Origin of the sequence: Bradyrhizobium sp. USDA 327, assembly GCF_041262065.1 — a bacterium.
Lineage (GTDB): Bacteria > Pseudomonadota > Alphaproteobacteria > Rhizobiales > Xanthobacteraceae > Bradyrhizobium > Bradyrhizobium liaoningense.
In genome coordinates, this window is the sequence record NZ_JBGCCW010000001.1 from 6,830,358 (window position 1) to 6,852,352 (window position 21,995).

The 21,995-nt window shown below is 64.7% G+C and carries 18 protein-coding genes; 6 read left to right on the forward strand and 12 right to left on the reverse strand.

Annotated elements, in window-relative coordinates; genetic code table 11:
• Positions 1-34: 34 nt before the first annotated feature.
• The 7 genes from odhB to zapE all read right to left on the reverse strand — a co-directional run bounded on the left by odhB (position 35) and on the right by zapE (position 9,781).
• A complete protein-coding gene (gene odhB / locus ABIA42_RS32280; RefSeq protein ID WP_370117555.1) occupies positions 35-1,279 on the reverse strand; it encodes a 2-oxoglutarate dehydrogenase complex dihydrolipoyllysine-residue succinyltransferase in 1,245 nt (414 codons plus the stop codon).
• Positions 1,280-1,459: 180 nt separating this feature from the next.
• Positions 1,460-4,417, reverse strand: a complete 2,958-nt coding sequence (locus ABIA42_RS32285; RefSeq protein WP_370117552.1) for a 2-oxoglutarate dehydrogenase E1 component — start codon at positions 4,415-4,417, stop codon at positions 1,460-1,462.
• A 137-nt stretch (positions 4,418-4,554) separates the two neighbouring features.
• Positions 4,555-5,439, reverse strand: coding sequence for a succinate--CoA ligase subunit alpha (gene sucD / locus ABIA42_RS32290; protein ID WP_061029350.1), 885 nt, complete (start codon positions 5,437-5,439; stop codon positions 4,555-4,557).
• 33 nt (positions 5,440-5,472) lie between these two features.
• Positions 5,473-5,952: a DUF1579 domain-containing protein gene (locus ABIA42_RS32295; RefSeq protein WP_271527840.1), complete on the reverse strand. Its 480-nt coding sequence runs from the start codon at positions 5,950-5,952 to the stop codon at positions 5,473-5,475.
• A gap of 4 nt (positions 5,953-5,956) precedes the next feature.
• Complete coding sequence (gene sucC, locus ABIA42_RS32300; protein WP_370117547.1) at positions 5,957-7,153, reverse strand: ADP-forming succinate--CoA ligase subunit beta; 1,197 nt, start codon at positions 7,151-7,153, stop codon at positions 5,957-5,959.
• A gap of 219 nt (positions 7,154-7,372) precedes the next feature.
• Positions 7,373-8,341: a malate dehydrogenase gene (gene mdh, locus ABIA42_RS32305; protein ID WP_028177733.1), complete on the reverse strand. Its 969-nt coding sequence runs from the start codon at positions 8,339-8,341 to the stop codon at positions 7,373-7,375.
• Positions 8,342-8,593: 252 nt separating this feature from the next.
• A complete protein-coding gene (gene zapE, locus ABIA42_RS32310; RefSeq protein ID WP_370117544.1) occupies positions 8,594-9,781 on the reverse strand; it encodes a cell division protein ZapE in 1,188 nt (395 codons plus the stop codon).
• A gap of 185 nt (positions 9,782-9,966) precedes the next feature.
• On the opposite strand from zapE, the gene ABIA42_RS32315 reads away from it, so the two are divergent.
• Both ABIA42_RS32315 and ABIA42_RS32320 read left to right on the forward strand, forming a co-directional pair.
• Entirely contained in the window at positions 9,967-10,221 is a 255-nt protein-coding gene (locus ABIA42_RS32315) for a type II toxin-antitoxin system VapB family antitoxin (RefSeq protein ID WP_271527843.1), read from the forward strand.
• Positions 10,221-10,625, forward strand: coding sequence for a type II toxin-antitoxin system VapC family toxin (locus tag ABIA42_RS32320; protein WP_271527844.1), 405 nt, complete (start codon positions 10,221-10,223; stop codon positions 10,623-10,625). Before ABIA42_RS32315 ends, ABIA42_RS32320 begins: the two co-directional genes overlap by 1 nt.
• Positions 10,626-10,643: 18 nt before the next feature.
• On the opposite strand, the gene thpR is transcribed toward ABIA42_RS32320, so the two are convergent.
• Together thpR and ABIA42_RS32330 are read right to left on the reverse strand one after the other, a co-directional pair.
• The gene (thpR, locus tag ABIA42_RS32325; RefSeq protein ID WP_271527845.1) at positions 10,644-11,180 is read right to left on the reverse strand and encodes an RNA 2',3'-cyclic phosphodiesterase; all 537 of its coding nucleotides are present in this window, start codon (positions 11,178-11,180) and stop codon (positions 10,644-10,646) included.
• Positions 11,181-11,354: 174 nt separating this feature from the next.
• A complete protein-coding gene (locus ABIA42_RS32330) occupies positions 11,355-11,990 on the reverse strand; it encodes an arylesterase (protein ID WP_370123819.1) in 636 nt (211 codons plus the stop codon).
• Positions 11,991-12,045: 55 nt separating this feature from the next.
• Between ABIA42_RS32330 and ABIA42_RS32335 the strand changes: the two genes are divergently transcribed.
• The 4 genes from ABIA42_RS32335 (at position 12,046) to ABIA42_RS32350 (ending at position 17,063) form a co-directional block, all read left to right on the forward strand.
• Positions 12,046-12,768: an ABC transporter ATP-binding protein gene (locus tag ABIA42_RS32335; protein WP_194390809.1), complete on the forward strand. Its 723-nt coding sequence runs from the start codon at positions 12,046-12,048 to the stop codon at positions 12,766-12,768.
• Positions 12,765-15,335 carry an ABC transporter permease gene (locus ABIA42_RS32340; protein WP_370117539.1) on the forward strand — a complete coding sequence of 857 codons (2,571 nt, stop codon included), beginning with the start codon at positions 12,765-12,767 and terminating at the stop codon, positions 15,333-15,335. Before ABIA42_RS32335 ends, ABIA42_RS32340 begins: the two co-directional genes overlap by 4 nt.
• A gap of 270 nt (positions 15,336-15,605) precedes the next feature.
• Positions 15,606-16,397, forward strand: coding sequence for a Bax inhibitor-1/YccA family protein (locus tag ABIA42_RS32345; RefSeq protein ID WP_028177739.1), 792 nt, complete (start codon positions 15,606-15,608; stop codon positions 16,395-16,397).
• A gap of 135 nt (positions 16,398-16,532) precedes the next feature.
• Entirely contained in the window at positions 16,533-17,063 is a 531-nt protein-coding gene (locus tag ABIA42_RS32350) for an N-acetyltransferase family protein (RefSeq protein ID WP_370117536.1), read from the forward strand.
• Positions 17,064-17,156: 93 nt separating this feature from the next.
• Here ABIA42_RS32350 and ABIA42_RS32355 read toward each other — a convergent pair whose 3' ends face one another.
• The 3 genes from ABIA42_RS32355 to acnA all read right to left on the reverse strand — a co-directional run bounded on the left by ABIA42_RS32355 (position 17,157) and on the right by acnA (position 21,814).
• Complete coding sequence (locus ABIA42_RS32355) at positions 17,157-17,528, reverse strand: DUF2794 domain-containing protein (RefSeq protein ID WP_028177741.1); 372 nt, start codon at positions 17,526-17,528, stop codon at positions 17,157-17,159.
• Positions 17,529-18,083: 555 nt separating this feature from the next.
• Positions 18,084-18,860, reverse strand: coding sequence for a thioredoxin family protein (locus ABIA42_RS32360; RefSeq protein ID WP_271527848.1), 777 nt, complete (start codon positions 18,858-18,860; stop codon positions 18,084-18,086).
• Between the two features lie 233 nt (positions 18,861-19,093).
• Entirely contained in the window at positions 19,094-21,814 is a 2,721-nt protein-coding gene (gene acnA, locus ABIA42_RS32365) for an aconitate hydratase AcnA (protein ID WP_271527849.1), read from the reverse strand.
• Positions 21,815-21,995: the final 181 nt, after the last annotated feature.

A 21,995-nucleotide genomic window follows, 5' to 3' on the forward strand; every position in this document is an offset into this window, starting at 1 on the left:
GTTGATCGCGACGGCGCTCGCAGAGCAGCAGGGATCAGAGATCGAGCACCAGGCGCGCCGGATCTTCCAGGCTCTCCTTGACGCGGACCAGGAAGGTGACGGCTTCCTTGCCGTCGATGACGCGGTGATCGTAGGACAAGGCCAGATACATCATCGGGCGAACCTCGATCTTGCCGCCGACGACCATCGGCCGCTCCTGGATCTTGTGCATGCCGAGAATGCCGGACTGCGGCGCGTTCAGGATCGGGGTCGACATCAGCGAGCCGTAGATGCCGCCGTTGGTGATGGTGAAGGTGCCGCCCTGCATCTCGTCGATCTTGAGCTGGCCGTCACGGGCGCGGCGGCCGAAATCGGCGATGCTCTTCTCGATGTCGGAGATCGACTTGTGGTCGCAGTCGCGCACCACGGGCACGACGAGGCCCTTGTCGGTGCCGACGGCGACGCCGATGTGGTAGTAGTTCTTGTAGATCAGGTCGGTGCCGTCGATCTCGGCATTGACGGCCGGGATGTCCTTCAGCGCCTGCACGACGGCCTTGGTGAAGAAGCCCATGAAGCCGAGCTTGGCGCCGTGCTTCTTCTCGAACGCGTCCTTGTAGTGCGCACGCAGCGCCATGACGTTGGTCATGTCGACCTCGTTGAAGGTCGTGAGCATGGCCGCGGTGTTCTGCACGTCCTTGAGGCGGCGCGCGATGGTCTGGCGCAGGCGGGTCATCTTGACGCGCTCTTCGCGGGCGGCGTCATCGGCCGGCGACGGCGCGCGAACCTGCACGGCGGCGGCGGGCTGGTTGACCGGGGTCGGCGCGGAGGCGGCGCGCTCGATCGCAGCTAACATGTCGCCCTTGGTGACGCGGCCGTCCTTGCCGGAGCCAGGAACGGTCGAGGCGTCGATGCCGGTCTCGGCCGACAGCTTGCGCACGGACGGGGCGAGCGGCGCATCGGCGGGCGGCGCCTTCGGCGCAGCGGCGGCAGCAGCCGGAGCCGCAGCGGCCGGAGCCGGAGCAGCGGCAGGCTTGGCGGGAGCGGCGGCGGGCTTGGCGGCACCGGCCCCCTCGGTGATCTGGCCGAGCAGCGCACCGACGGCGACGGTCGCGCCGTCGGCGGCGATGATCTCGCTCAGCGTGCCCGCGGAGGGCGCCGGAACTTCGATGGTGACCTTGTCGGTCTCGAGCTCAACCAAGGGCTCGTCGACGGCGACCGGATCGCCGGCCTTCTTGAACCAGCGGCCGATGGTGGCCTCGGTGACGGATTCGCCGAGCGTCGGCACACGAATTTCAGTCATGGTCTTTTCCTTAAGGAGATCGCCAATGCGGTCATAAGTGCGGGTGTGTCATCGCCTGCGAAAAGCAAGCCATCCAGCAAACCGGACGTTCGTACTCTGCACGGACGCCACGGCGTACTGGATGCCCCGCTCCAGTGCGCGGTTACGCACGAGGCGGGGCATGACGCAGTTCGAGAAAATTCAGCTCAGTGCTTCGTCCAGGAACGCCTTCAACTGCGCCTGATGCTTGGACATCAGACCCGTGGCGGTCGCGGCGGAAGCGGCGCGGCCGACATAACGCGGACGCCGGCTCACGCCGTTCACCTGGTTCAGCACCCATTCCAGATAGGGCTCGATGAAGTGCCATGCACCCATGTTGCGGGGCTCTTCCTGGCACCACACCACTTCGGCCTTCTTGAAGCGCGACAGCTCGGCCACCAGCGCCTTTAGCGGCACAGGATAGAGCTGCTCGATGCGCATCAGATAGATGTCGTCGATGCCGCGCTTCTCGCGCTCCTCGTAGAGGTCGTAATAGACCTTGCCGGAGCAGAGCACGATGCGGCGGATCTTCTCGTCCGGAACGAGCTTGATCGCCTCGTTCGGCAGCATCTGGGCGTCATCGTAGAGGATGCGATGGAAGGTCGTGCCCTTCGCCAGCTCCTCGAGACGCGACACCGCCCGCTTGTGACGCAGCAGCGATTTCGGCGTCATCATGATCAGCGGCTTGCGGATCTCGCGATGCAGCTGACGGCGCAGCGCATGGAAGTAGTTCGCCGGCGTGGTCGGGTAGACCACCTGCATGTTGTCTTCCGCGCACATCTGCAGGAAGCGCTCGAGGCGCGCCGAGGAGTGCTCCGGCCCCTGGCCCTCATAGCCGTGCGGCAGGAGGCAGACGAGACCGGACATGCGCAACCATTTGCGCTCGCCCGAGGAGATGAACTGGTCGAACACGACCTGCGCGCCGTTGGCGAAGTCGCCGAACTGGGCTTCCCAGAGCGTCAGCGTGTTCGGCTCGGCGAGCGAATAGCCGTATTCGAAGCCGAGCACGGCCTCTTCCGACAGCAGCGAGTTGATGACCTCGTAATGGCCCTGCTGGCTGCCGAGATGGTTGAACGGCGTGTAGCGGCTCTCGTCTTCCTGGTCGATCAGGACCGAGTGGCGCTGCGAGAAGGTGCCGCGCTCCGAATCCTGTCCGGACAGGCGGACATGGTGGTTTTCCTGCAGCAGCGTGCAGAACGCCAGCGCCTCACCGGTCGCCCAGTCGATGCCGACGCCGTTGTCGATCGCCTTGGCGCGGTTTTCCAGGAAGCGCTGGATGGTGCGGTGGACGCGGAAGCCGTCCGGTACCTTGGTGATCTTGCGGCCGATGTCTTTCAGGACGGGCAAATCGACGCCGGTGACGCCGCGGCGGGCGTCCTCTTCCTGGTCGGCGATCTTGAAGCCCGCCCATTTGCCGTCGAGCCAGTCGGCCTTGTTCGGCTTGTAGGAGGTGCCGGCCTCGAACTCGGCATCGAGCCGGGCGCGCCAGTCGGCCTTGGCCTTCTCGACCTCGCCCTCGGTGATCACGCCCTCGCTGATCAGGCGCCGCGAGTAGAGCTCCAGCGTCGAGGGATGCGCCGCGATCCGCTTGTACATCACCGGCTGGGTGAAGGCCGGCTCGTCGCCCTCGTTATGGCCATGCCTGCGGTAGCAGAACATGTCGATGACGACGGGCTTGTGGAATTTCTGCCGGAACTCGGTCGCGACCTTGGCCGCGAACACCACGGCTTCCGGGTCGTCGCCATTGACGTGGAAGATCGGCGCGTCGATCATCTTCGCCACATCGGACGGATAGGGCGAGGAGCGCGAGTAGCGCGGATAGGTCGTGAAGCCGATCTGGTTGTTGACGATGAAGTGCACGGAGCCGCCGGTGCGGTAGCCCTTCAGGTCGGACAGGCCGAAGCATTCCGCCACCACGCCCTGGCCGGCGAAAGCGGCATCGCCATGCATCAGGAGCGGCATGACGGAGATGCGCATGTCCGGCGGATCGCCGTGCTGGTCCTGCTTCGCACGCACCTTGCCGAGCACGACGGGATCGACGATCTCGAGATGCGAGGGGTTGGCGGTCAGCGACAGATGGATCCGGTTGCCGTCGAACTCGCGGTCCGAGGAGGCACCGAGGTGGTATTTGACGTCGCCGGAGCCTTCGACCGCGTCGGGGTTGGCCGAGCCGCCCTTGAATTCGTGGAACAGCGCGCGGTGTGCCTTGCCCATCACCTGGGTCAGCACGTTGAGGCGGCCGCGATGCGGCATGCCCAGCACGATCTCCTTCACGCCGAGATTGCCGCCGCGCTTGATGATCTGCTCGAGCGCGGGAATCAGGGATTCGCCGCCGTCCAGACCGAAGCGCTTGGTGCCGGTGAACTTGGTGTCGCAGAATTTCTCGAAGCCCTCGGCTTCGACCAGCTTCATCAGGATGGCGCGGCGGCCCTCGCGGGTGAACGAGATCTCCTTGTCGGGTCCCTCGATGCGCTCCTGGATCCAGGCCTTCTGCGCGGCATTGCTGATATGCATGAACTCGACGCCGAGCGTCTGGCAGTAGGTGCGCTCGCAGATCGCGGTGATCTCGCGCAGCGTGCCGTATTCGAGACCGAGCACGTGATCGAGGAAGATCTTGCGGTCGAAATCGGCCTCGCTGAAGCCGTAGGTGCGCGGGTCGAGTTCCTCGCGGTTGCGCGGGGCTTCGATGCCGAGTGGGTCGAGCTTGGCGTGGAAGTGGCCGCGCATGCGGTAGGAGCGGATCAGCATCAGGGCGCGGACGGAGTCGCGCGTGGCCTGGAGCAGATCGGCGGAGGAGATGTCGGCGCCCTTGGCCTGCGCCTTGGCGGCGATCTTGCCGCCGACCGTCTTCTCGACTTCGGCCCAGTTGCCGTCGAGCGCCGAGGTCAGATCGTCCTGGGGCGTCAGCGGCCAGTTTGCACGCTCCCAGGACGGGCCTTGAGCATTCTTGCGGACGTCGTCCGGCTGGTCCTTCAGGCTCTTGAAGAACTCCTGCCACTCGGCGTCGACCGAGGACGGGTCCTTTTCATAGCGGGCGTAGATTTCGTCGATGTAGGTGGCGTTGGTGCCCTGCAAAAAGGAAGACAAGGCAAAGGCTGCGTTCGCGTCCTGGCGAGACATACTGGAGTTCCTGGCGATTTCGGTTCGCGCATAACAAACGGCGCTGGCGCCGAGCTCCCCGGCAGAGGCTCGGCGCGACAGGCACCCTTTACCCTATTTGCTGCGAAACTTCGCCCGGAAAAGCACGAAGAAGTGAACTAGCCCTTCAACTTTTCGGCAAGCGTATGACCGAGGCGTGCAGGCGACGGAGACACGGTAATTCCAGCCGATTTCATCGCTTCGGTCTTGGAACCGGCATCGCCCTTGCCGCCCGAGATGATCGCGCCAGCATGGCCCATGCGGCGGCCGGGAGGGGCAGTGACACCGGCGATGAAACCGACCATCGGCTTCTTGCGACCGCGCTTGGCCTCGTCCTTGAGGAACTGGGCTGCATCCTCCTCGGCGGAGCCGCCGATCTCGCCGATCATGATGATCGATTCGGTCTTGGGGTCGGCGAGCAGCATCTCCAGCACGTCGATGAACTCGGTGCCCTTGACCGGGTCGCCGCCGATGCCGACCGCCGTGGTCTGGCCGAGGCCTTCCTGGGAGGTCTGGAACACCGCTTCGTAAGTGAGCGTGCCGGAGCGGGAGACGATGCCCACCGAGCCGGTCTTGAAGATATTGGCCGGCATGATGCCGATCTTGCACTCGCCGGCGGTCATGACGCCAGGGCAGTTCGGCCCGATCAGGCGGGACTTGGAACCGATCAGCGAGCGCTTTACCCGCACCATGTCGAGAACAGGAATGCCCTCGGTGATGCAGACGATCAGCGGGATCTCGGCGTCGATGGCTTCGCAGATCGCGTCCGCCGCGCCCGGCGGCGGCACGTAGATCACCGACGCATCGGCACCGGTCTTCTCACGCGCCTCGCGCACGGTGTCGAAGACCGGCAGGCCCAGGTGCGTCGAGCCGCCTTTGCCGGGCGACGTGCCGCCGACCATCTTGGTGCCATAGGCGATCGCGGCCTCGGAATGGAAGGTGCCGTTCTTGCCGGTGAAGCCCTGGCAGATGACCTTGGTGTTCTTGTCGATCAGGATGGACATGAGGTCTGCTTTCGCGAACTAACGAGTGAGAGGTCAGTGGATGCGGCGGTAGACGCCGGTGAGCACGTCGGCCCAGCCTTCCGCGTCCGGCGAGAACTGGATCTTCAACGAATAGGAATCGTCGTCGATGATCTCGTAGACGTGGCGCGCATTGCCGCGGAGCGAGCCGCGCACCAGCGTCAGGGTCTTGCCGACCCACCCGCCCGAAGCGGGCGAGGGCGGCGTGTAGCCGAGCGAGTCGTACCAGAACAATTTGTAGGTCCGGTCGTCACGATCGTAGGTGAAGATGCCGTGAGTGGCGAAGACCTGCTTGCCGTCGCGCATCTGAGCCGAATCCTGGATCAGGTAGAACCCGTTGAGGTCCATGCGGGCGACGACGCGAGAGGTCGCCGGCCCGCCTTCCGTCCAGCGCGACGGGAAGACCACCTCTTCGCCATTCCATTCGCCGGCGAACGCGGCGAGACGCGCGTGCTCGGGAAGCGGGGATGATGCGGCGAGATGGTCCTGGGCCATGGCCTTAGCCTCCCTTGACGGCCTTCACGATCTTCTGCGCGGAATCGTCGAGATTGTCGCCCGCAACGACGTTCAGTCCGGATTCCTCGATGATCTTCTTGCCGAGCTCGACATTGGTGCCTTCGAGGCGAACCACCAGCGGCACGTTGAGGCCGACTTCACGAACCGCCGCCGTGACGCCCTCGGCGATCACGTCGCACTTCATGATGCCGCCGAAGATGTTGACCAGGATGCCCTTCACGTTGGGATCCGCGGTGATGATCTTGAAGGCGGCCGCGACCTTCTCCTTGCTGGCGCTGCCGCCGACGTCGAGGAAGTTGGCCGGCGCCATGCCGTAGAGCTTGATGATGTCCATCGTCGCCATGGCAAGACCCGCGCCGTTGACCATGCAGCCGATGTTGCCGTCGAGCGTGACGTAGTTGAGGTCGTACTTGGACGCTTCGATTTCCTTGGCGTCTTCCTCGGTCTCGTCGCGCAGCGCGAGCACCTCGGGGTGACGGAACAGCGCGTTGTCGTCGAACGACACCTTGGCGTCGAGCACGCGGAGCTGGCCCTGCTTGGTCACCACCAGCGGGTTGATCTCCAGCATCGACATGTCCTTGGCGACGAAGGCGGCGTAGAGCTGCGCGGTGAGCTTCTCGGCCTGCTTGGCGAGATCGCCGGAGAGTTTCAGCGCGTTGGCGACGGTGCGGCCGTGATGGCCCATGATGCCGGTGGCGGGATCGACCGAGAACGTCACGATCTTCTCGGGCGTGTTGTGCGCGACGTCCTCGATGTTGACGCCGCCTTCGGTCGAGACCACGAAGGAGACGCGCGAGGTCTCGCGGTCGACCAGGATGGAGAGATAGAACTCCTTGTCGATGTCGGAGCCGTCCTCGACGTAGAGGCGGTTGACCTGCTTGCCGGCCGGGCCGGTCTGCACGGTCACGAGCGTCGCGCCCAGCATCTGCTTGGCGAATTCGGCGACCTCGGCAGCCGACTTGGCGATGCGGACACCGCCCTTGTCGCCGGCAGAGGCCTCCTTGAACTTGCCCTTGCCGCGGCCGCCGGCGTGGATCTGGCTCTTCACCACCCAGACCGGACCAGGCAGCGCCTTGGCCGCAGCTTCAGCGTCGGCGGCTTTGAGGACCGGGACGCCCTTGGAGATCGGCACGCCGAACTCGCCCAGCAGCGCTTTGGCCTGATATTCATGGATATTCATATGGTCGCTCCCTGAACCCGCGGGCGGTGACCCCATGGGCCCACCTCAGTCTTGTGGCTGGCATACCATATACCACAGGAACTGCAACCTGGATTCTTTGACTTCGAGATCTGGACTGAGCCGGAACCCGCCCGGCCTTGGACAAGTCAGTGAGCCGGGCTCCGGAAGTGAAACCGCCGAAGACCGGGTTTCGATCTTCGGCGGGGTATTGCTTGCGGCTTAGCGGCCGAGAAGATCGGGGGCGATCTTCTTGCAGGCATCGACCAGGCCCTGCACCGCGCCGACCGACTTGTCGAAGGCCTCCCGGTCCTTGCCGGCGAGTTCGATCTCGACCACGCGCTCGACACCCTTGGAGCCGATCACGACGGGCACGCCGACATACATGTCCTTCACGCTGTACTCGCCGTTGAGATAGGCGGCGCAGGGCAGCACACGCTTCTTGTCCTTCAGATAGCTCTCGGCCATCGCGATCGCGGACGCGGCCGGGGCATAGAAGGCCGAGCCGGTCTTGAGCAGGTTGACGATCTCGGCGCCGCCGTTGCGGGTGCGGTCGACGATCTCGTCGAGGCGCGCCTGCGAGGTCCAGCCCATCTTGACGAGGTCGGGCAGCGGGATGCCGGCGACGGTGGAGTACTTCACGAGCGGCACCATGGTGTCGCCATGGCCGCCGAGCACGAAGGCGGTGACGTCCTCGACCGAGACGTTGAACTCGTCGGCCAGGAAGTAGCGGAAGCGTGCCGAATCCAGCACGCCGGCCATGCCGACGACCTTCTTGTGCGGCAGGCCGCTCGCCTTCTGCAGCGCCCAGACCATGGCGTCGAGCGGGTTGGTGATGCAGATGACGAAAGCGTCGGGCGCGTACTTTTTGATGCCGGCGCCGACCTGCTCCATGACCTTGAGGTTGATCGAGAGGAGGTCGTCGCGGCTCATGCCGGGCTTGCGCGGCACGCCGGCGGTGACGATGCAGACCTTGGCGTTGTCGAGCGCCTCGTAGGAGTTCGCGCCGCTGTAGTGCGCGTCGAAGCCGTCGACCGGCGAGGACTGCGCGATGTCGAGCGCCTTGCCCTGCGGCACGCCCTCGGCGATGTCGAACATCACCACGTCGCCCAGCTCCTTCAGGCCGATGAGATGAGCCAGCGTTCCGCCGATCTGACCGGAGCCAATCAAAGCAATCTTGTCGCGCGCCATGTGAACCTGTCCTTTAGACACGTAAGGAGGGGAAAACTGAGACGGGTGGTTATCCCTTTCGTCTCCCCCGTTCAAGTCGCCGAATGCCCAATTGTCGGGCTTGGCGCGATGGCAGCCATACTGGGTCCGTCATTCCGGGATGCGCCGACAGGCGCAGGCCCGGAATCCATCGGGCGGCAGAGTTTTTGGCGCGATGGATTCCGGGCTCGCCGCTTCGCGACGCCCCGGAATGATGGCGCTGGCAAATAGGACTTAAGTCTCGACCAGGCCCTTGGTCGAGCCGCTGGCGGTGGAATCCTTGCGGCCGTGAGCCAGCGCCAGATAGGATTCCGAGCTCATCTCGATCAGGCGCGAGGCGGTCCGCTTGAACTCCATGGCCTCAACGCCCTCATGGGCGAGATAAAGCGAGATCGGGTTCGCGTCGGCCGAAGCCATCAGCTTCACGGCGTTGTCATAGAGGGCGTCGATCAGGGTGATGAATCGCTTGGCTGCGTTGCGCTGGGAGAGGTCCATCACTGGAATATGGTCGACCAGGATGGTGTGATAATCGTGCGCCAGCCTGAGGTAGTCGGATGCGCCGAGCGGCTTCTCGCAGAGGTCGGCAAACGAGAACCGCGCCACGCCATGGGCCGAGCACGGCACGTGCAGGATGCGTCCCTTGATCGAAATGTCGCGCGACCTGCATTTGGCGCCGCCTGACATCCGCTTCCAGGCGCGGTCCAGCGCGGCTTCCGCATCGGCATCCGCCGGCGTCAGCCACATCGGCACGCCCTGAAGCTTCTCCAGCCGGAAGTCGGTGCGCGCGTCGAGCCGCGCGACGTCCATGTGGTCGGTGATCTGCTTGATGAAGGGCAGGAACAGCGAGCGATTCAGGCCGCCCTTGTAGAGATCGTCCGGCGCGACGTTGGAGGTCGCGACCACCACGGTGCCGAGCTCGAACAGCTTGGCGAACAGGCGCCCCAGGATCATCGCGTCCGCAATGTCGGTGACGTGGAATTCGTCGAAACAGAGCAGCCAGCTCTCCTCGAAGATCGCGTTCGCGGTCAGCGCGATGACGTCGCCGTCGGCGATGTCGCCGCGCGCGATGCTCTGGCGATAGTCGTAGATGCGCTCGTGCACATCCGCCATGAATTCGTGAAAATGCGCGCGGCGCTTATGCTCGACGGCAGAGTGCTGAAAGAACAGATCCATCAGCATGGTCTTGCCGCGGCCGACCTCGCCATGGATGTAGAGCCCGCGCGGCGCCTCGTCCTTGTCATTGCTGCTGAACAGGCGGGCGAGCAGACCCTGCTTGCGCTGCGGCTTGTACGTGGCGAGCCGCTGGTCGAGCGCCGCATAGGCCTCGGCGACCTCGGCCTGCGCGGCATCGGGCTCGATCGCGCCGGAAGCGATCTGGGCCTGGTATGCCTGGCGGAAAGAGGAACCGGGGGTGGTGAGCATGCGCCCTTTACCGCCAGAGATGGGCGGAAATTGCAACTGCGTATTGGCGCAACGGCTTATGCGCTTCTTCCCCCGGGAGGGGACGGTTGCAAGCTCAAACCCGCTACGCCGGCCCCCTCCTAAGAATCAAATCTTGCGTTCCAACGAGGTAGAATATACCTGATAAGGAACCAAGGAACCTCAACATGGCGCTCAGCATCAAGGACCCCGAGACGGAGCAGTTGGCGCGGAGCCTCGCGCAACTGACCGGCGAGACCATCACGACCGCCACCAAGCGCGCCATCGAGGAGCGACTGCGCCGGCTCGGCGGTCAAACTCGTAAAGACGCGCTGCTGGAAGAGATGGCGGAGATCAGGCGGCGCTGGAGCGAGATGCGCGTCCTGGATGATCGCACGCCTGAGGAAATTCTCGGATACGACGAGCATGGACTGCCGCGCTGATGGTGATCGATACATCGGCAATCGTGGCAATCGCACTCGACGAAGACGATGCGGCGGATATCGAGCGATTGATCGTAGACGATCCGATCCGCCTGATCTCGGCAGCAACGGTGCTTGAAGCAACGATGGTGATCGAGACGCGGCTAGGTGATGCGGGCGGGCGCGAGTTCGATCTCTGGCTCGTCAAGATCGGCGCCGAGATCGTGCCGGTCGACGCCCAACAAGTCGATGCTGCACGGCGCGCCTGGCGGCGCTACGGCAAGGGACGTCACGCCGCATCACTCAATTACGGTGATTGTTTTTCCTACGCGCTGGCCGTCACCCGCAGCGAACCTCTGCTGTTCAAAGGCGAGGACTTCGCGAAGACCGACATCGGCCTATCAGGCATTGCGCCGCTTCGATAGCGCGCAGGAGTGAAGAGCTCACGCGCACAGCTCGTAGGCGTCCTCGACGACATACGGCCCGCCGCCGGTGGAGGCTCGCGATGAGAACAGCACGAAGCGCTCCGCCATGAACGCCTTGCTCGGGAAGTAGCCGCGCAGCGAGAGATAGTCGGCGACGTCGCGGTCGGAGGCGTCGTACAGCCGGGCCAGCGTGACGTGCGGGATGAACTTGCGTCCTTCAGGATCGAGGCCGATCCGTTGCATCATGCGTTCGAGCTCGGCCTGCAATTCCATCAGCGGCTTGCTCGGCGCGATCGTCGCGACGACTGCCCTCGGCTTGCGGCCGCCAAAGCTCGTGAGCCCCTGCACCTTCACCTCGAAAGGCTTGCGGTCGACGCGAAACAGCAGCGAGGCGATCTCGTTGGCGGACGCGCCGTCGATGTCGCCGATGAAGCGCAAGGTGACGTGATAATTTTCGGGATCAATCCAGCGGGCGCCGGGAAGGCCGCCCCTCAAGTTGGAAAGCGAGTGGCCGATCTCGGCCGGAATTTCCAGACCCGTGAACAAACGCGGCATCGTTTCGCACTCCCGATGCTTGGGCATGATCCTTGGGAAAGACCATATCCAAATTTTAGAGCCGGTGACGAATCACCGGTACCCTGATTCCTATCGCAGTTGTGTGACTCTGCGAAGCACCGCGCGGGCCATCCCGGGAAAACCCTGGGAATTAGGGTTAGCGCTGCCCGCATTTCAACGCTGTTGCTCAGCTATCGTGCCAAGGAATGCCTCCACTGTGGGCAGGATGTTGGCGACGATGATGTCGACGCCGGCCGCAGTCGGATGAATGCCGTCGGCCTGGTTGAGCTTGGCGTCGGCCGCAACGCCCTCGAGGAAGAACGGGTAGAGCGGCACATCGAATTTTTTCGCCAGATCCGGATAAATCGAATTGAAGCGCGCGGCATAGTCAGTGCCGTAATTCGGCGGCGCCAGCATGCCGCAGAGCATCACCGCGATCTTGCGCGCCTTAAGCCGCTGGATGATGTCGGTCAGCGCGGCGCGCGTCAGGTCAGGATCGATGCCGCGCAAGGCGTCGTTGGCGCCGAGCTCGACGATGACGCCATCAGTTCCATCGGGCACCGACCAGTCGAGCCGGTCGCGGCCGCCGGAGGAGGTGTCGCCGGACACGCCGGCATTGATCATTTCGACCTCTATGCCTTTGTCTTGCAACGCTTTTTTGAGTTTCTGGGGAAACGCCTCCTGGGCCGGGAGGCCGAGACCGGCGCTGAGGGAATCGCCGAGAACGACGAGCCTGATCGGCTTTGTCGCTTCCGCCCAAGCGGGGGGCGCGATCGTCATCAAAGCGAGCATCAACACGGCTATGTGCATGAACAATCCGTAACGCCTCTCGACCGCGCTGTCGGAGTTGCCATATGACCGGACCATGGACACTCGCATCGACCCCTCTTCGCTCGCCGCTACCGCCGCGGACACCATCGCCATCTCCAACGTCAATCTCTCATTGGGCACGGGCGCGGCACGCGTTCACATCCTCAAGGATATCAGCCTGCGGGTCGCCTCGGGCGAGACGATCGGCCTGATCGGCCCGTCAGGCTCGGGCAAATCCACGCTGCTGATGGTGATGGCGGGGCTGGAACGTCCTGATAGCGGAGAGGTGGTGGTATCAGGCACGCCTTTCAATGCCCTCGACGAGGACGCACTGGCCCGCTTCCGCGGCCGCCAGGTCGGCATCGTCTTCCAGTCCTTCCACCTGATTCCGACCATGACGGCGCTGGAGAACGTCGCCGTGCCGCTCGAGCTTGCCGGCAATCCCGATGCTGCGCGGCGCGCGGCGCAGGAGCTGCAATCGGTCGGGCTCGGCGACCGCCTGCATCACTATCCGACGCAGCTCTCCGGCGGCGAGCAGCAGCGCGTTGCGCTCGCGCGCGCGCTGGCGCCCGATCCCGCGATCCTCGTCGCCGACGAGCCGACCGGCAATCTCGACGAGACAACCGGAAAACAGATCGTCGATCTCCTGTTCAGCAAGCACGCCGAGCGCGGCATGACCCTGGTGCTGGTCACGCACGATTCCTCGCTCGCGCATCGCTGCGATCGCGTCATCCGCCTGCGCTCGGGGCGCATCGACACGCAGTCTGCGCCGGCATGAGCGCGGCAGTCGAACCATTCGCGAGGCCGGGCGGCGTCGCGCTGTCGCTGCGCTACGCGCTGCGCGAATTGCGCGGGGGCCTGCGCGGCTTCTATGTCTTCATCGCCTGCATCGCGCTCGGCGTGATGGCGATCGCCGGCGTCGGCTCGGTGTCCGCGAGCCTCTCCGATGGTCTCGCGCGCGAAGGCCGCACGCTGCTCGGCGGCGACGTCTCCTTCGTATTGTTCCAGCGCGAGGCCAAGCCCGAAGAGGTCGCCTTCCTGCGCTCGCGCGGTACGCTGTCGACGGCGGCGACCTTGCGCGGCATGGCGCGCACGACCGACGGCAAGCTGGCGCTGGTCGAGATGAAGGCGGTCGACGACACCTATCCGTTGCTGGGACAGCTGACGCTGGCACCGCCCCTGCCGATGTCCGACCTGCTCGCGGAGCGTGACGGCGTATTCGGCGCCGCCGCCGATCCGACGCTGCTGGCGCGGCTCTCGCTGAGGACCGGCGACCGCGTCACCATCGGCTCGGCGACCTTCCAGATCCGCTCGACGGTCGAATCCGAGCCCGACAAGCTCGCCGGCGGCATCGGCTTCGGGCCACGCTTCCTGATCAGCGAGAGAGCCTTGCGCGCCACCGGCCTGATTCAGCCCGGCAGCCTGGTGCGCTGGGTCTACCGGGTCAAGCTGCCCGATGCCGCGAACAACGAGCGCGCCACCGAAGCCTTCATCGCGGACGCCCGCAACGCCGCGCCGCAGGCCGGCTGGGAGATCCGCAGCCGCTCCAATGCCTCGCCGCAGCTCGAGCGCAACATCAGCCGCTTCACGCAGTTCCTGACCCTGGTCGGCCTCGCCGCCCTTCTCGTCGGCGGCGTCGGCGTCGCCAATGCCGTGAAGAGCCATATCGACCGCCGGCTCGAGGTGATCGCGGCCCTCAAGGCCGTCGGCGCCACCGGGCGCGACGTCTTCGGCATCTATCTTGCGCAGGTCATGCTGCTCGCGGGCATCGGCTCGGTGATCGGCCTCGTGCTCGGCGCCGCCATGCCCTTCGCGATCGTCGGGCTGTTCGGCAAGCTGCTCCCGCTGCCGGTGGTGCCGGCCGTGCATGCCGACGAGCTCGCGCTGTCCTTCGTCTACGGCCTCTTGACCGCGCTGGCCTTCGGCCTGTGGCCGCTCGGCCGCGTGCACGACGTGCCGGTCGCCGCGCTGTTCCGCGACACCATCAGCTCGGAATGGCACCGGCCGCGCTTGGGCTATCTCCTGTTCATGGGGCTCGTGATCGCCCTGCTCATGGCCGTCGTGATCGGCCTCTCCTTCGACAAGCGCATCGCGGCGGTGTTCGTCGCCTCCTCGGTCGTCGTGTTCGCTTTGCTGCGCGGCATCGCCGCCCTGCTGATGGCAGGCGCACGGCGGCTGCCGCGGACGCGGCTGCCGATGCTGCGGCTGGCGATCGCCAACATCCACCGGCCGGGTGCGCTGACGCCCTCGGTCGTTCTGTCGCTGGGGCTCGGGCTCGCCGTGCTCGTCACCATCACCCAGATCGACGGCAATCTGCGCCGGCAGTTCCTCGCAGCTCTGCCCGATCAGGCGCCATCCTTTTTCTTCATCGACATCCCGAGCGCGCAAGCCGAGCAGTTCGACGGCTATCTGCGCCAGATCGCTCCCGGCGCGAAGGTCGAGGATGTGCCGATGCTGCGCGGGCGCATCGTCGCGGCGCGCGGCGTGCGCGCCGAAGAACTCAAGCCGACGACCGATTCCGAATGGGTGCTGCAGAGCGACCGCGGCCTGACCTACACCGGCGACCTGCCGAAAGGTTCCAAGGTGGTCGAGGGCGAGTGGTGGAGCGCCGATTATTCCGGGCCGCCGCTGGTCTCGATGGAGAAGAAGATCGCCGACGGACTCGGCCTCAAGCTCGGCGACGAGATCGTGGTCAACGTGCTCGGGCGCGACATCCCGGCGAAAATCGGCAATCTGCGCACCATCGACTGGCAGGGGCTCGGCATAAATTTCGTCCTCGTCTTCTCGCCGAACGCCTTCAAGGGCGCCCCGCATACCCATATCGCAACGCTGACCGAGGCCGGCGGCCACGCCGCGGGCGACGGCAAGATCATCAAGCAGGTGGCCGACGCCTATCCGATGGTGACGAGCGTGCGCGTGCGCGAGGTGATGGAGACGGTCGGCTCGGTGGTGACCAACCTGGCGCTGGCGATCCGCGGCGCCAGTGCCGTCACCCTGATCTCGGCGATCCTGGTGCTGGGCGGGGCGCTCGCAGCCGGCCACCGCCACCGCGTCTACGATGCAGTGATCCTCAAGACCCTGGGCGCGACGCGGCTGCGGCTGCTGGGCGCCTATGCGCTCGAATACCTCCTGATCGGCCTCGCCACCGCGGTGTTCGGCGTGATCGCCGGCAGCATCGCAGCCTGGATGATCGTGACGCGGCTGATGACGCTGAGCTTCGTCTGGCAGGCCGGCAGCGCGGCCGGCGTGGTCGCGGCCGCCCTCGTGGTCACCGTCGGGCTGGGACTCGCCGGCACGCTGCTGGCCTTGAACAAAAAGCCCGCGACGGTGTTGCGGAATTTGTGACAAAATGTAGCGGGTCGCCGCGCGGGAGCGGAATCGCACGATTCCTGCGATTAACCACGACTACTCGTCCGGATTGTGGGTGAGGGCGACATTCAGCCGCGCGTGGACGGTTGCAGCGAATGTGTTAGTTTCCCACATATCGGATGGGTTCGGAGCCCCGATTGTTAGCCAGAATTTAGTCGGCTGGCATCGGTATCCGAGATAGAATTTGACGAACCGGCGGCATGGCGACCCTCGTGCCGGACCGGACCAACCAACGGGAATTCGACCATGTCGGACCTAGACCGTAACTACGCTTCTCCTTTCGGCAGGGCCGCCGGGCGTGTTGACGCCGCGACGGTCGATGCCGGCCTGCGCGCCTACATGCTGCGCATCTACAACTACATGACCATTGGCCTGGCCATCACTGGCCTTGCCGCCCTCGGCGTCTACATGGCCGCCGTGACCGACGTTGCGACCCCGGAAGCGGTCCGCGTCGGCAAGCTGTTCCTGACGCCGTTCGGCTACGCCATGTTCGTCAGCCCCCTGAAGTGGCTGTTCATGCTCGCGCCGCTCGCGATGGTGTTCGTGATCTCGGCAGGCATCAACCGTCTCGCCCCCTCGACCGCCCAGATCCTGTTCTGGGTGTTCTCGGCGCTGATGGGCATCTCGCTGTCGTCGATCTTCCTGGTGTTCACGCACACCTCGATCGTGCGGGTGTTCTTCATCACCGCGGCGACCTTCGGTGCCCTCAGCCTCTACGGCTACACCACCAAGCGTGACCTGACCGGAATGGGCTCGTTCCTGTTCATGGGCCTGATCGGCATCGTCCTCGCCAGCCTGGTGAACCTGTTCCTGGCCAGCTCGATGCTGCAGTTCATCGTGTCGGTGGTCGGCGTGCTGGTGTTCTCGGGCCTCACCGCCTGGGACACCCAGCGGCTGAAGAACGACTACATCTACGGCTACGCCTCGGCCGGCGGTGACATCGCAGAGCGTGCGGCCATCACCGGCGCGCTGTCACTGTACCTGAACTTCATCAACCTGTTCACGCTGCTGCTGCAGCTGCTCGGCCAGCGCGAGTAAGCGACGACCTGAGTGAACGACATGAACCCCGGCCGAGAGGCCGGGGTTTTTGTATGCGTAACACTCCGTCATGCCCGACCATGACGCATGCGGAAACAGCGTTGCTCGTTGCAATACCGCTGCTATCTTGCCGCCATGTCCGCACCCGAAATCAGGCCCACCACCGAGGCCGACCTTCCCGCCATCACCGCCATCTACCAGCAGGCCGTCCGCGAGGGCACGGCGACATTCGAGCTGGAGCCGCCCGACCTCGCCGAGATGACGCGTCGCTACCGCACGCTGATCGACGGCGGCTATCCCTATTTCGTCGCCATGCTCGATGGCAGCATTGCCGGCTATGCCTATGCCGGCGCCTACCGGCCGCGGCCGGCCTACCGCTTCACGGTGGAGAACTCGATCTATCTCGACCCCGCCTTCCACCGCCGCGGTGTCGGCTCGTTGCTGCTGGAACGGCTGATCACCGAATGCGAGGCGCGCGGCTTTCGCCAGATGATCGCCGTGATCGGCGATTCCGCCAATGCCGGATCGATCGGCGTGCACACCAAAGCCGGCTTCAAGATGATCGGCACGCATCCCAATGTCGGGCTGAAATTCGGCCGCTGGCTGGACACGGTGATGATGCAGCGCGACCTCGGCGAGGGCGCAAGCACGGTGCCGGAGAGGTAGGTTCTGTAGCCCGGGTGAGCGCAGCGATACCCGGGGAACGCTGCGAGACAAGACCCGGATGTCGCTGCGCTCATCCGGGCTGCGAAAGTCCCGTCACACCACCGCCAGCTTCCGATCGATCACCAGCAACACCCGCTCAAGCTCATGGCCGCGGCGCAGGATCAGCCCGGTCGCCGAGATCACGCTGTACATGCCCTGCTTGCGCGCGAGCCGCGGGTCCTTCTCGATGCGATAGATCGGCACTTCCGAGGCGCGGCGATAGACCGAGAACACGGCGCGGTCCTTCAGAAAGTCGATGGCGTAGTCGCGCCACTCGCCGTCGGCGACCATGCGGCCGTAGAGATTGAGAATCCGGTGCAGCTCGAGCCGGTTGAACGTCACCCGGTTCGGCTGCGCATTCGCAGCGGCGGGGCGCGCCGCCGCGCGCTGCTCGCTCGGATCGGCATCCTCCGACATCAGGCTCATGGGAAGCGCCTCCTCATCGCACGCCATGACCGCGTCCGCGAAGACCGTCCCCGGAACCGCGGCTCATGACAATTGCATGATCGCGCCAACCGTTCCGCGCCGCAAGGGGCTCAACCCACCGAATCGGCCCCGGGTCAGGGCACACGCAGGGGTGGAACTTTGTCGCGGCAAACCGTCACGGGATCGTTAGCAGGAATCATAGTCTCGCCGTTTTTCCGCCCACCGCCTGCCGCCCTGCATTGCGATAAGGGCTTCCGTGCGTTGACCCGGTCCTTTCGGTTCCGGATTCCTCAGCCCCCAGCCCCCCGGGGTCGAACAGGATCGGGTCTGTACGCACGGCAAGGAGGGCCAACGCAAGTTGGTCCTTTTTTGTTTGTGTCGGGATGTTGCCGGCCGCTGTCATTCCGGGGCGCGCGAAGCGCGAGCTACGGTGCGCAATTGCGCACCTGAGAATCCATTTCTCAGCTCAGATGATGGATCAATGGATCCCGGGCTCGCGCCAACTGGGGCGCCCCGGAATGACGAGAGCCTGATTGTCTTGAGTACCTCTGCGCTTCAATGCAGCGACGTGTACGCCGCGCCGAGCATCGGGCCGGGCTTCTCCCGGCTGCCGTCCTGGACATAGACCACCGCGCCGTCGACGCCGTCGCGCGTGAGGTTCTCGATCGGCACCGTCCAGCTTTCCGGACGGCCGGTCCAGTCGCCGACCTTGAGCAGGTTGCGTACCACGTTGTGATAGGTGACCTGCTGTCCGCGATTCTCGCCGCGGGTGATCGCGATCGGCACCGACTTGGCGATCGAGCAGATCCAGACCTCGCCGTGCGAGACCGCGGGCTCCTTGCTTGCGGCCACCGAGACGTTGATGTGCTTGCCCGACAGTGACATCGTCACCGGCACGCTCATCACGCCGGTGCCCTTGTCGGTCTTGCCGATCGCATTCTCGATGCCGGCGCGATCGCTGCCGATGACATGCGTTGAGCCGTTGACGACGGCCTGCGGCGTGTAGACCTCGCGGTCGCCGCGCATCCGCGAATAGGCACGCTGCCGTGCAGAGAAGCGCGAGTCCGCCAGCGTGTCTTTCCAGCCGAGATAGTCCCAATAGTCGATCGGCATGCTCAACGCGATGATCGACGGGTCTTTCGAGAGATCGCCGATGATCTGGTCGGCGGGCGGGCAGGAGGAGCAGCCCTGCGAGGTAAACAATTCAACAACGGCGCGGGGATCAGCCTGAGCGGGACGGATGACAGCGATGATCGCGCAGATGCCGAGAGCTCCCGTCCAGAGGGCATTGGACCAGCGCGAAATCGGATGAGAAGCCGTCATTGTCGTCATGTCGAACGCCGCACACCATTGCTCGTGGAAAGGGGAATCTTATCGCCGGATGGTCACCGTAGTCTTACGGGGCGCGGTACATTCGTCCGTCCAGGCAACCGTCCAAGGGACGGTTTTTCGCCGGGCGGGCCCATCTGAAACGTACCGCAAACGCGCGAAGGCGGCCTTTGATAGGCCGCCTTCGTTTTGGCTTCTACTCACTTCGCAGTGAGCCATCGTTCACAAATCCGCGCTTACGCCGCGAGCTTGCGCAGCACGTAGTGCAGGATGCCGCCGTTGCGGTAGTAGTCGAGCTCGTCCAGCGTATCGATGCGGCAGAGCAGCGAAACGCGCTGCAGCGAACCGTCGCCGGAGACGATCTCCGCAGTCAGCTTCTGGCGCGGCTTGAGGTCGCCGACGAGGCCGCGCAGCGTAACCTTCTCGTCACCCTTCAGACCCAGCGACGACCATGAGGTGCCTTCCTCGAAGGTCAGCGGCAGCACGCCCATGCCGACCAGGTTGGAGCGGTGGATGCGCTCGAAGCTCTGGCAGATCACGGCGCGAACGCCGAGCAGACGCGTGCCCTTCGCCGCCCAGTCGCGCGAGGAGCCGTTGCCGTACTCGGCGCCGGCGAACACCACCAGCGGCACCTGCTCCTGCTGGTACTTCATCGCGGCGTCGTAGATCGACATCTGCTCGCCGTCGGGCCAGTGCTTGGTGAGGCCGCCTTCCGGGATGTTGCCGTCGGCGCCCTTCAGCATGAAGTTCTTGATGCGGATGTTGGCGAAGGTGCCGCGCATCATCACTTCATGGTTGCCGCGGCGCGTGCCGTACTGGTTGAAGTCGGCCGGACGCACCTGGTGCTCGCTGAGATACTTGCCAGCGGGCGAGGTCAGCTTGATCGAACCGGCCGGCGAGATGTGGTCGGTGGTGATCTTGTCGCCGAACATGGCGAGGATGCGCGCCTCGACGATGTCGGTGACCGGCTCCGGCTCCTTCTTCATACCGTCGAAATAAGGCGGGTTCTGCACATAGGTCGAAGACATGTTCCAGCGATAGGTCTCGCTCTCGACCGTCTTGATCTTGCGCCAGTTGGTGTCGCCCTTGAACACGTCGGCATACTTCTTCTTGAAGATCGACGCGGTCACGAACTTCTTCATGAGGGCGTTGATCTCTTTCGTCGTCGGCCAGATGTCCTTCAGGTACACCGGCTTGCCGTCCTTGCCCTCGCCGAGCGGCTCGGCGGCAAGGTTCTTGGTGACGCTGCCGGCGAGCGCATAGGCGACGACCAGCGGCGGCGAGGCCAGGTAGTTCGCCTGCACGTCCGGCGAGACGCGGCCTTCGAAGTTGCGGTTGCCGGAGAGCACGGCGGCCGCGACGATGCCGTTGTCGTTGATCGACTTCGAGATCTCCTCCGGCAGCGGACCGGAATTGCCAATGCAGGTGGTGCAGCCGAAGCCGACCAGATTGAAGCCGACCTTGTCGAGATCAGCCTGAAGGCCGGAATTCGCGAGATATTCCGCGACCACCTGGCTGCCCGGCGCGAGCGAGGTCTTCACCCAGGGCTTGGCCTTCAGGCCCTTCTTCACCGCATTGCGGGCGAGCAGGCCGGCGCCGATCAACACGCTCGGGTTGGAGGTGTTGGTGCAGGAGGTGATGGCGGCGATCACGACATCGCCATGACCGAGATCGTAGTTCTTGCCTTCGACCGGGAAGCGCTTCGCCGGCTCCGCGGCCTTCTTGTACTCGCTGGCGAGTGCGAGCGAAAAGCCTTCCGCGACCGCGGGCAGCGCAATGCGGCCTTCGGGCCGCTTCGGGCCGGCCAATGACGGCACGACGTCGCCGAGATCGAGCGTCAGCGTCTCCGTGAACACCGGGTCGGGCGACTTGGCGGTGCGGAACAGGCCTTGTGCCTTGGCATAGGCCTGCACCAGCGCGACCCGCGCCGAGGCGCGGCCCGAGGTCTTGAGATAATCGAGCGCGGCGGCATCGACCGGGAAGAAGCCGCAGGTCGCGCCATATTCGGGCGCCATGTTGGCAATGGTCGCCTTGTCCGCGACCGAGAGATGGTCGAGGCCCGGGCCGAAGAACTCGACGAACTTGCCGACCACGCCGAGCTTGCGCAGCATCTGCGTCACGGTCAGCACGAGGTCGGTCGCAGTGACGCCTTCCTTCAGCGCGCCCTTCAGCTTGAAGCCGACGACGTTGGGCAGCAGCATCGACAGCGGCTGACCGAGCATGCAGGCTTCCGCCTCGATGCCGCCGACGCCCCAGCCGAGCACGGCGAGACCGTTGACCATGGTGGTGTGCGAATCAGTGCCGACGAGCGAGTCGGGATAAGCGACCTCGAAGGTGCCGGTCTTCTTGCCGACCGTCATCTTCTCCTTCTTGGTCCAGACCGTCTGGGCCAGATATTCGAGGTTGACCTGGTGGCAGATGCCGGTGCCGGGCGGCACGACGGCGAAGTTCGAGAACGCCTTCTGGCCCCACTTCAGGAACTCGTAGCGCTCCTGGTTCTGCTTGTATTCCTCGGTGACGTTCTTGCCGAAGGCCTTGTTGTCGCCGAAGAAGTTCACGATCACGGAGTGGTCGATGACGAGATCGACGGGAACCAGGGGATTGATCTTCTCTGCATCGCCGCCGAGCTTCTGCATCGCGTTGCGCATCGCGGCGAGGTCGACCACCGCGGGCACGCCGGTGAAGTCCTGCATCAGGACGCGCGCGGGACGGAAGGCGATCTCATGCTCCAGCGACTTCTTGCGCAGCCATTTCGACACCGCGACGATGTCTTCCTTCTTGACCGAGCGGCCGTCCTCGTTGCGCAGCAGGTTCTCGAGCAGGACCTTCATCGAATAGGGAAGTTTCGAAATTCCCTTCAGACCATTCTTCTCGGCCGTGGGCAGGCTGTAATACACATAGGTCTTGGCGCCGACCTTGAGGGTCTTTTTGCATTTGAAGCTGTCGAGCGAGGTCATGTAGGAGATCCCAATTGTTAGTTATACCCGGCAGGGTATTTTAACACCGTTAGCGTATCAGGCTGGGCCGCTTGCAGGGGCAGGTTGAGTTGCTGCATCAAGTAGTTCCGGGCTTATAGAAGCTTTCTAACGGCGCCGCCACAGCCACAATCGTGCCGCAGCAATCCGCGAGCCAAAAATT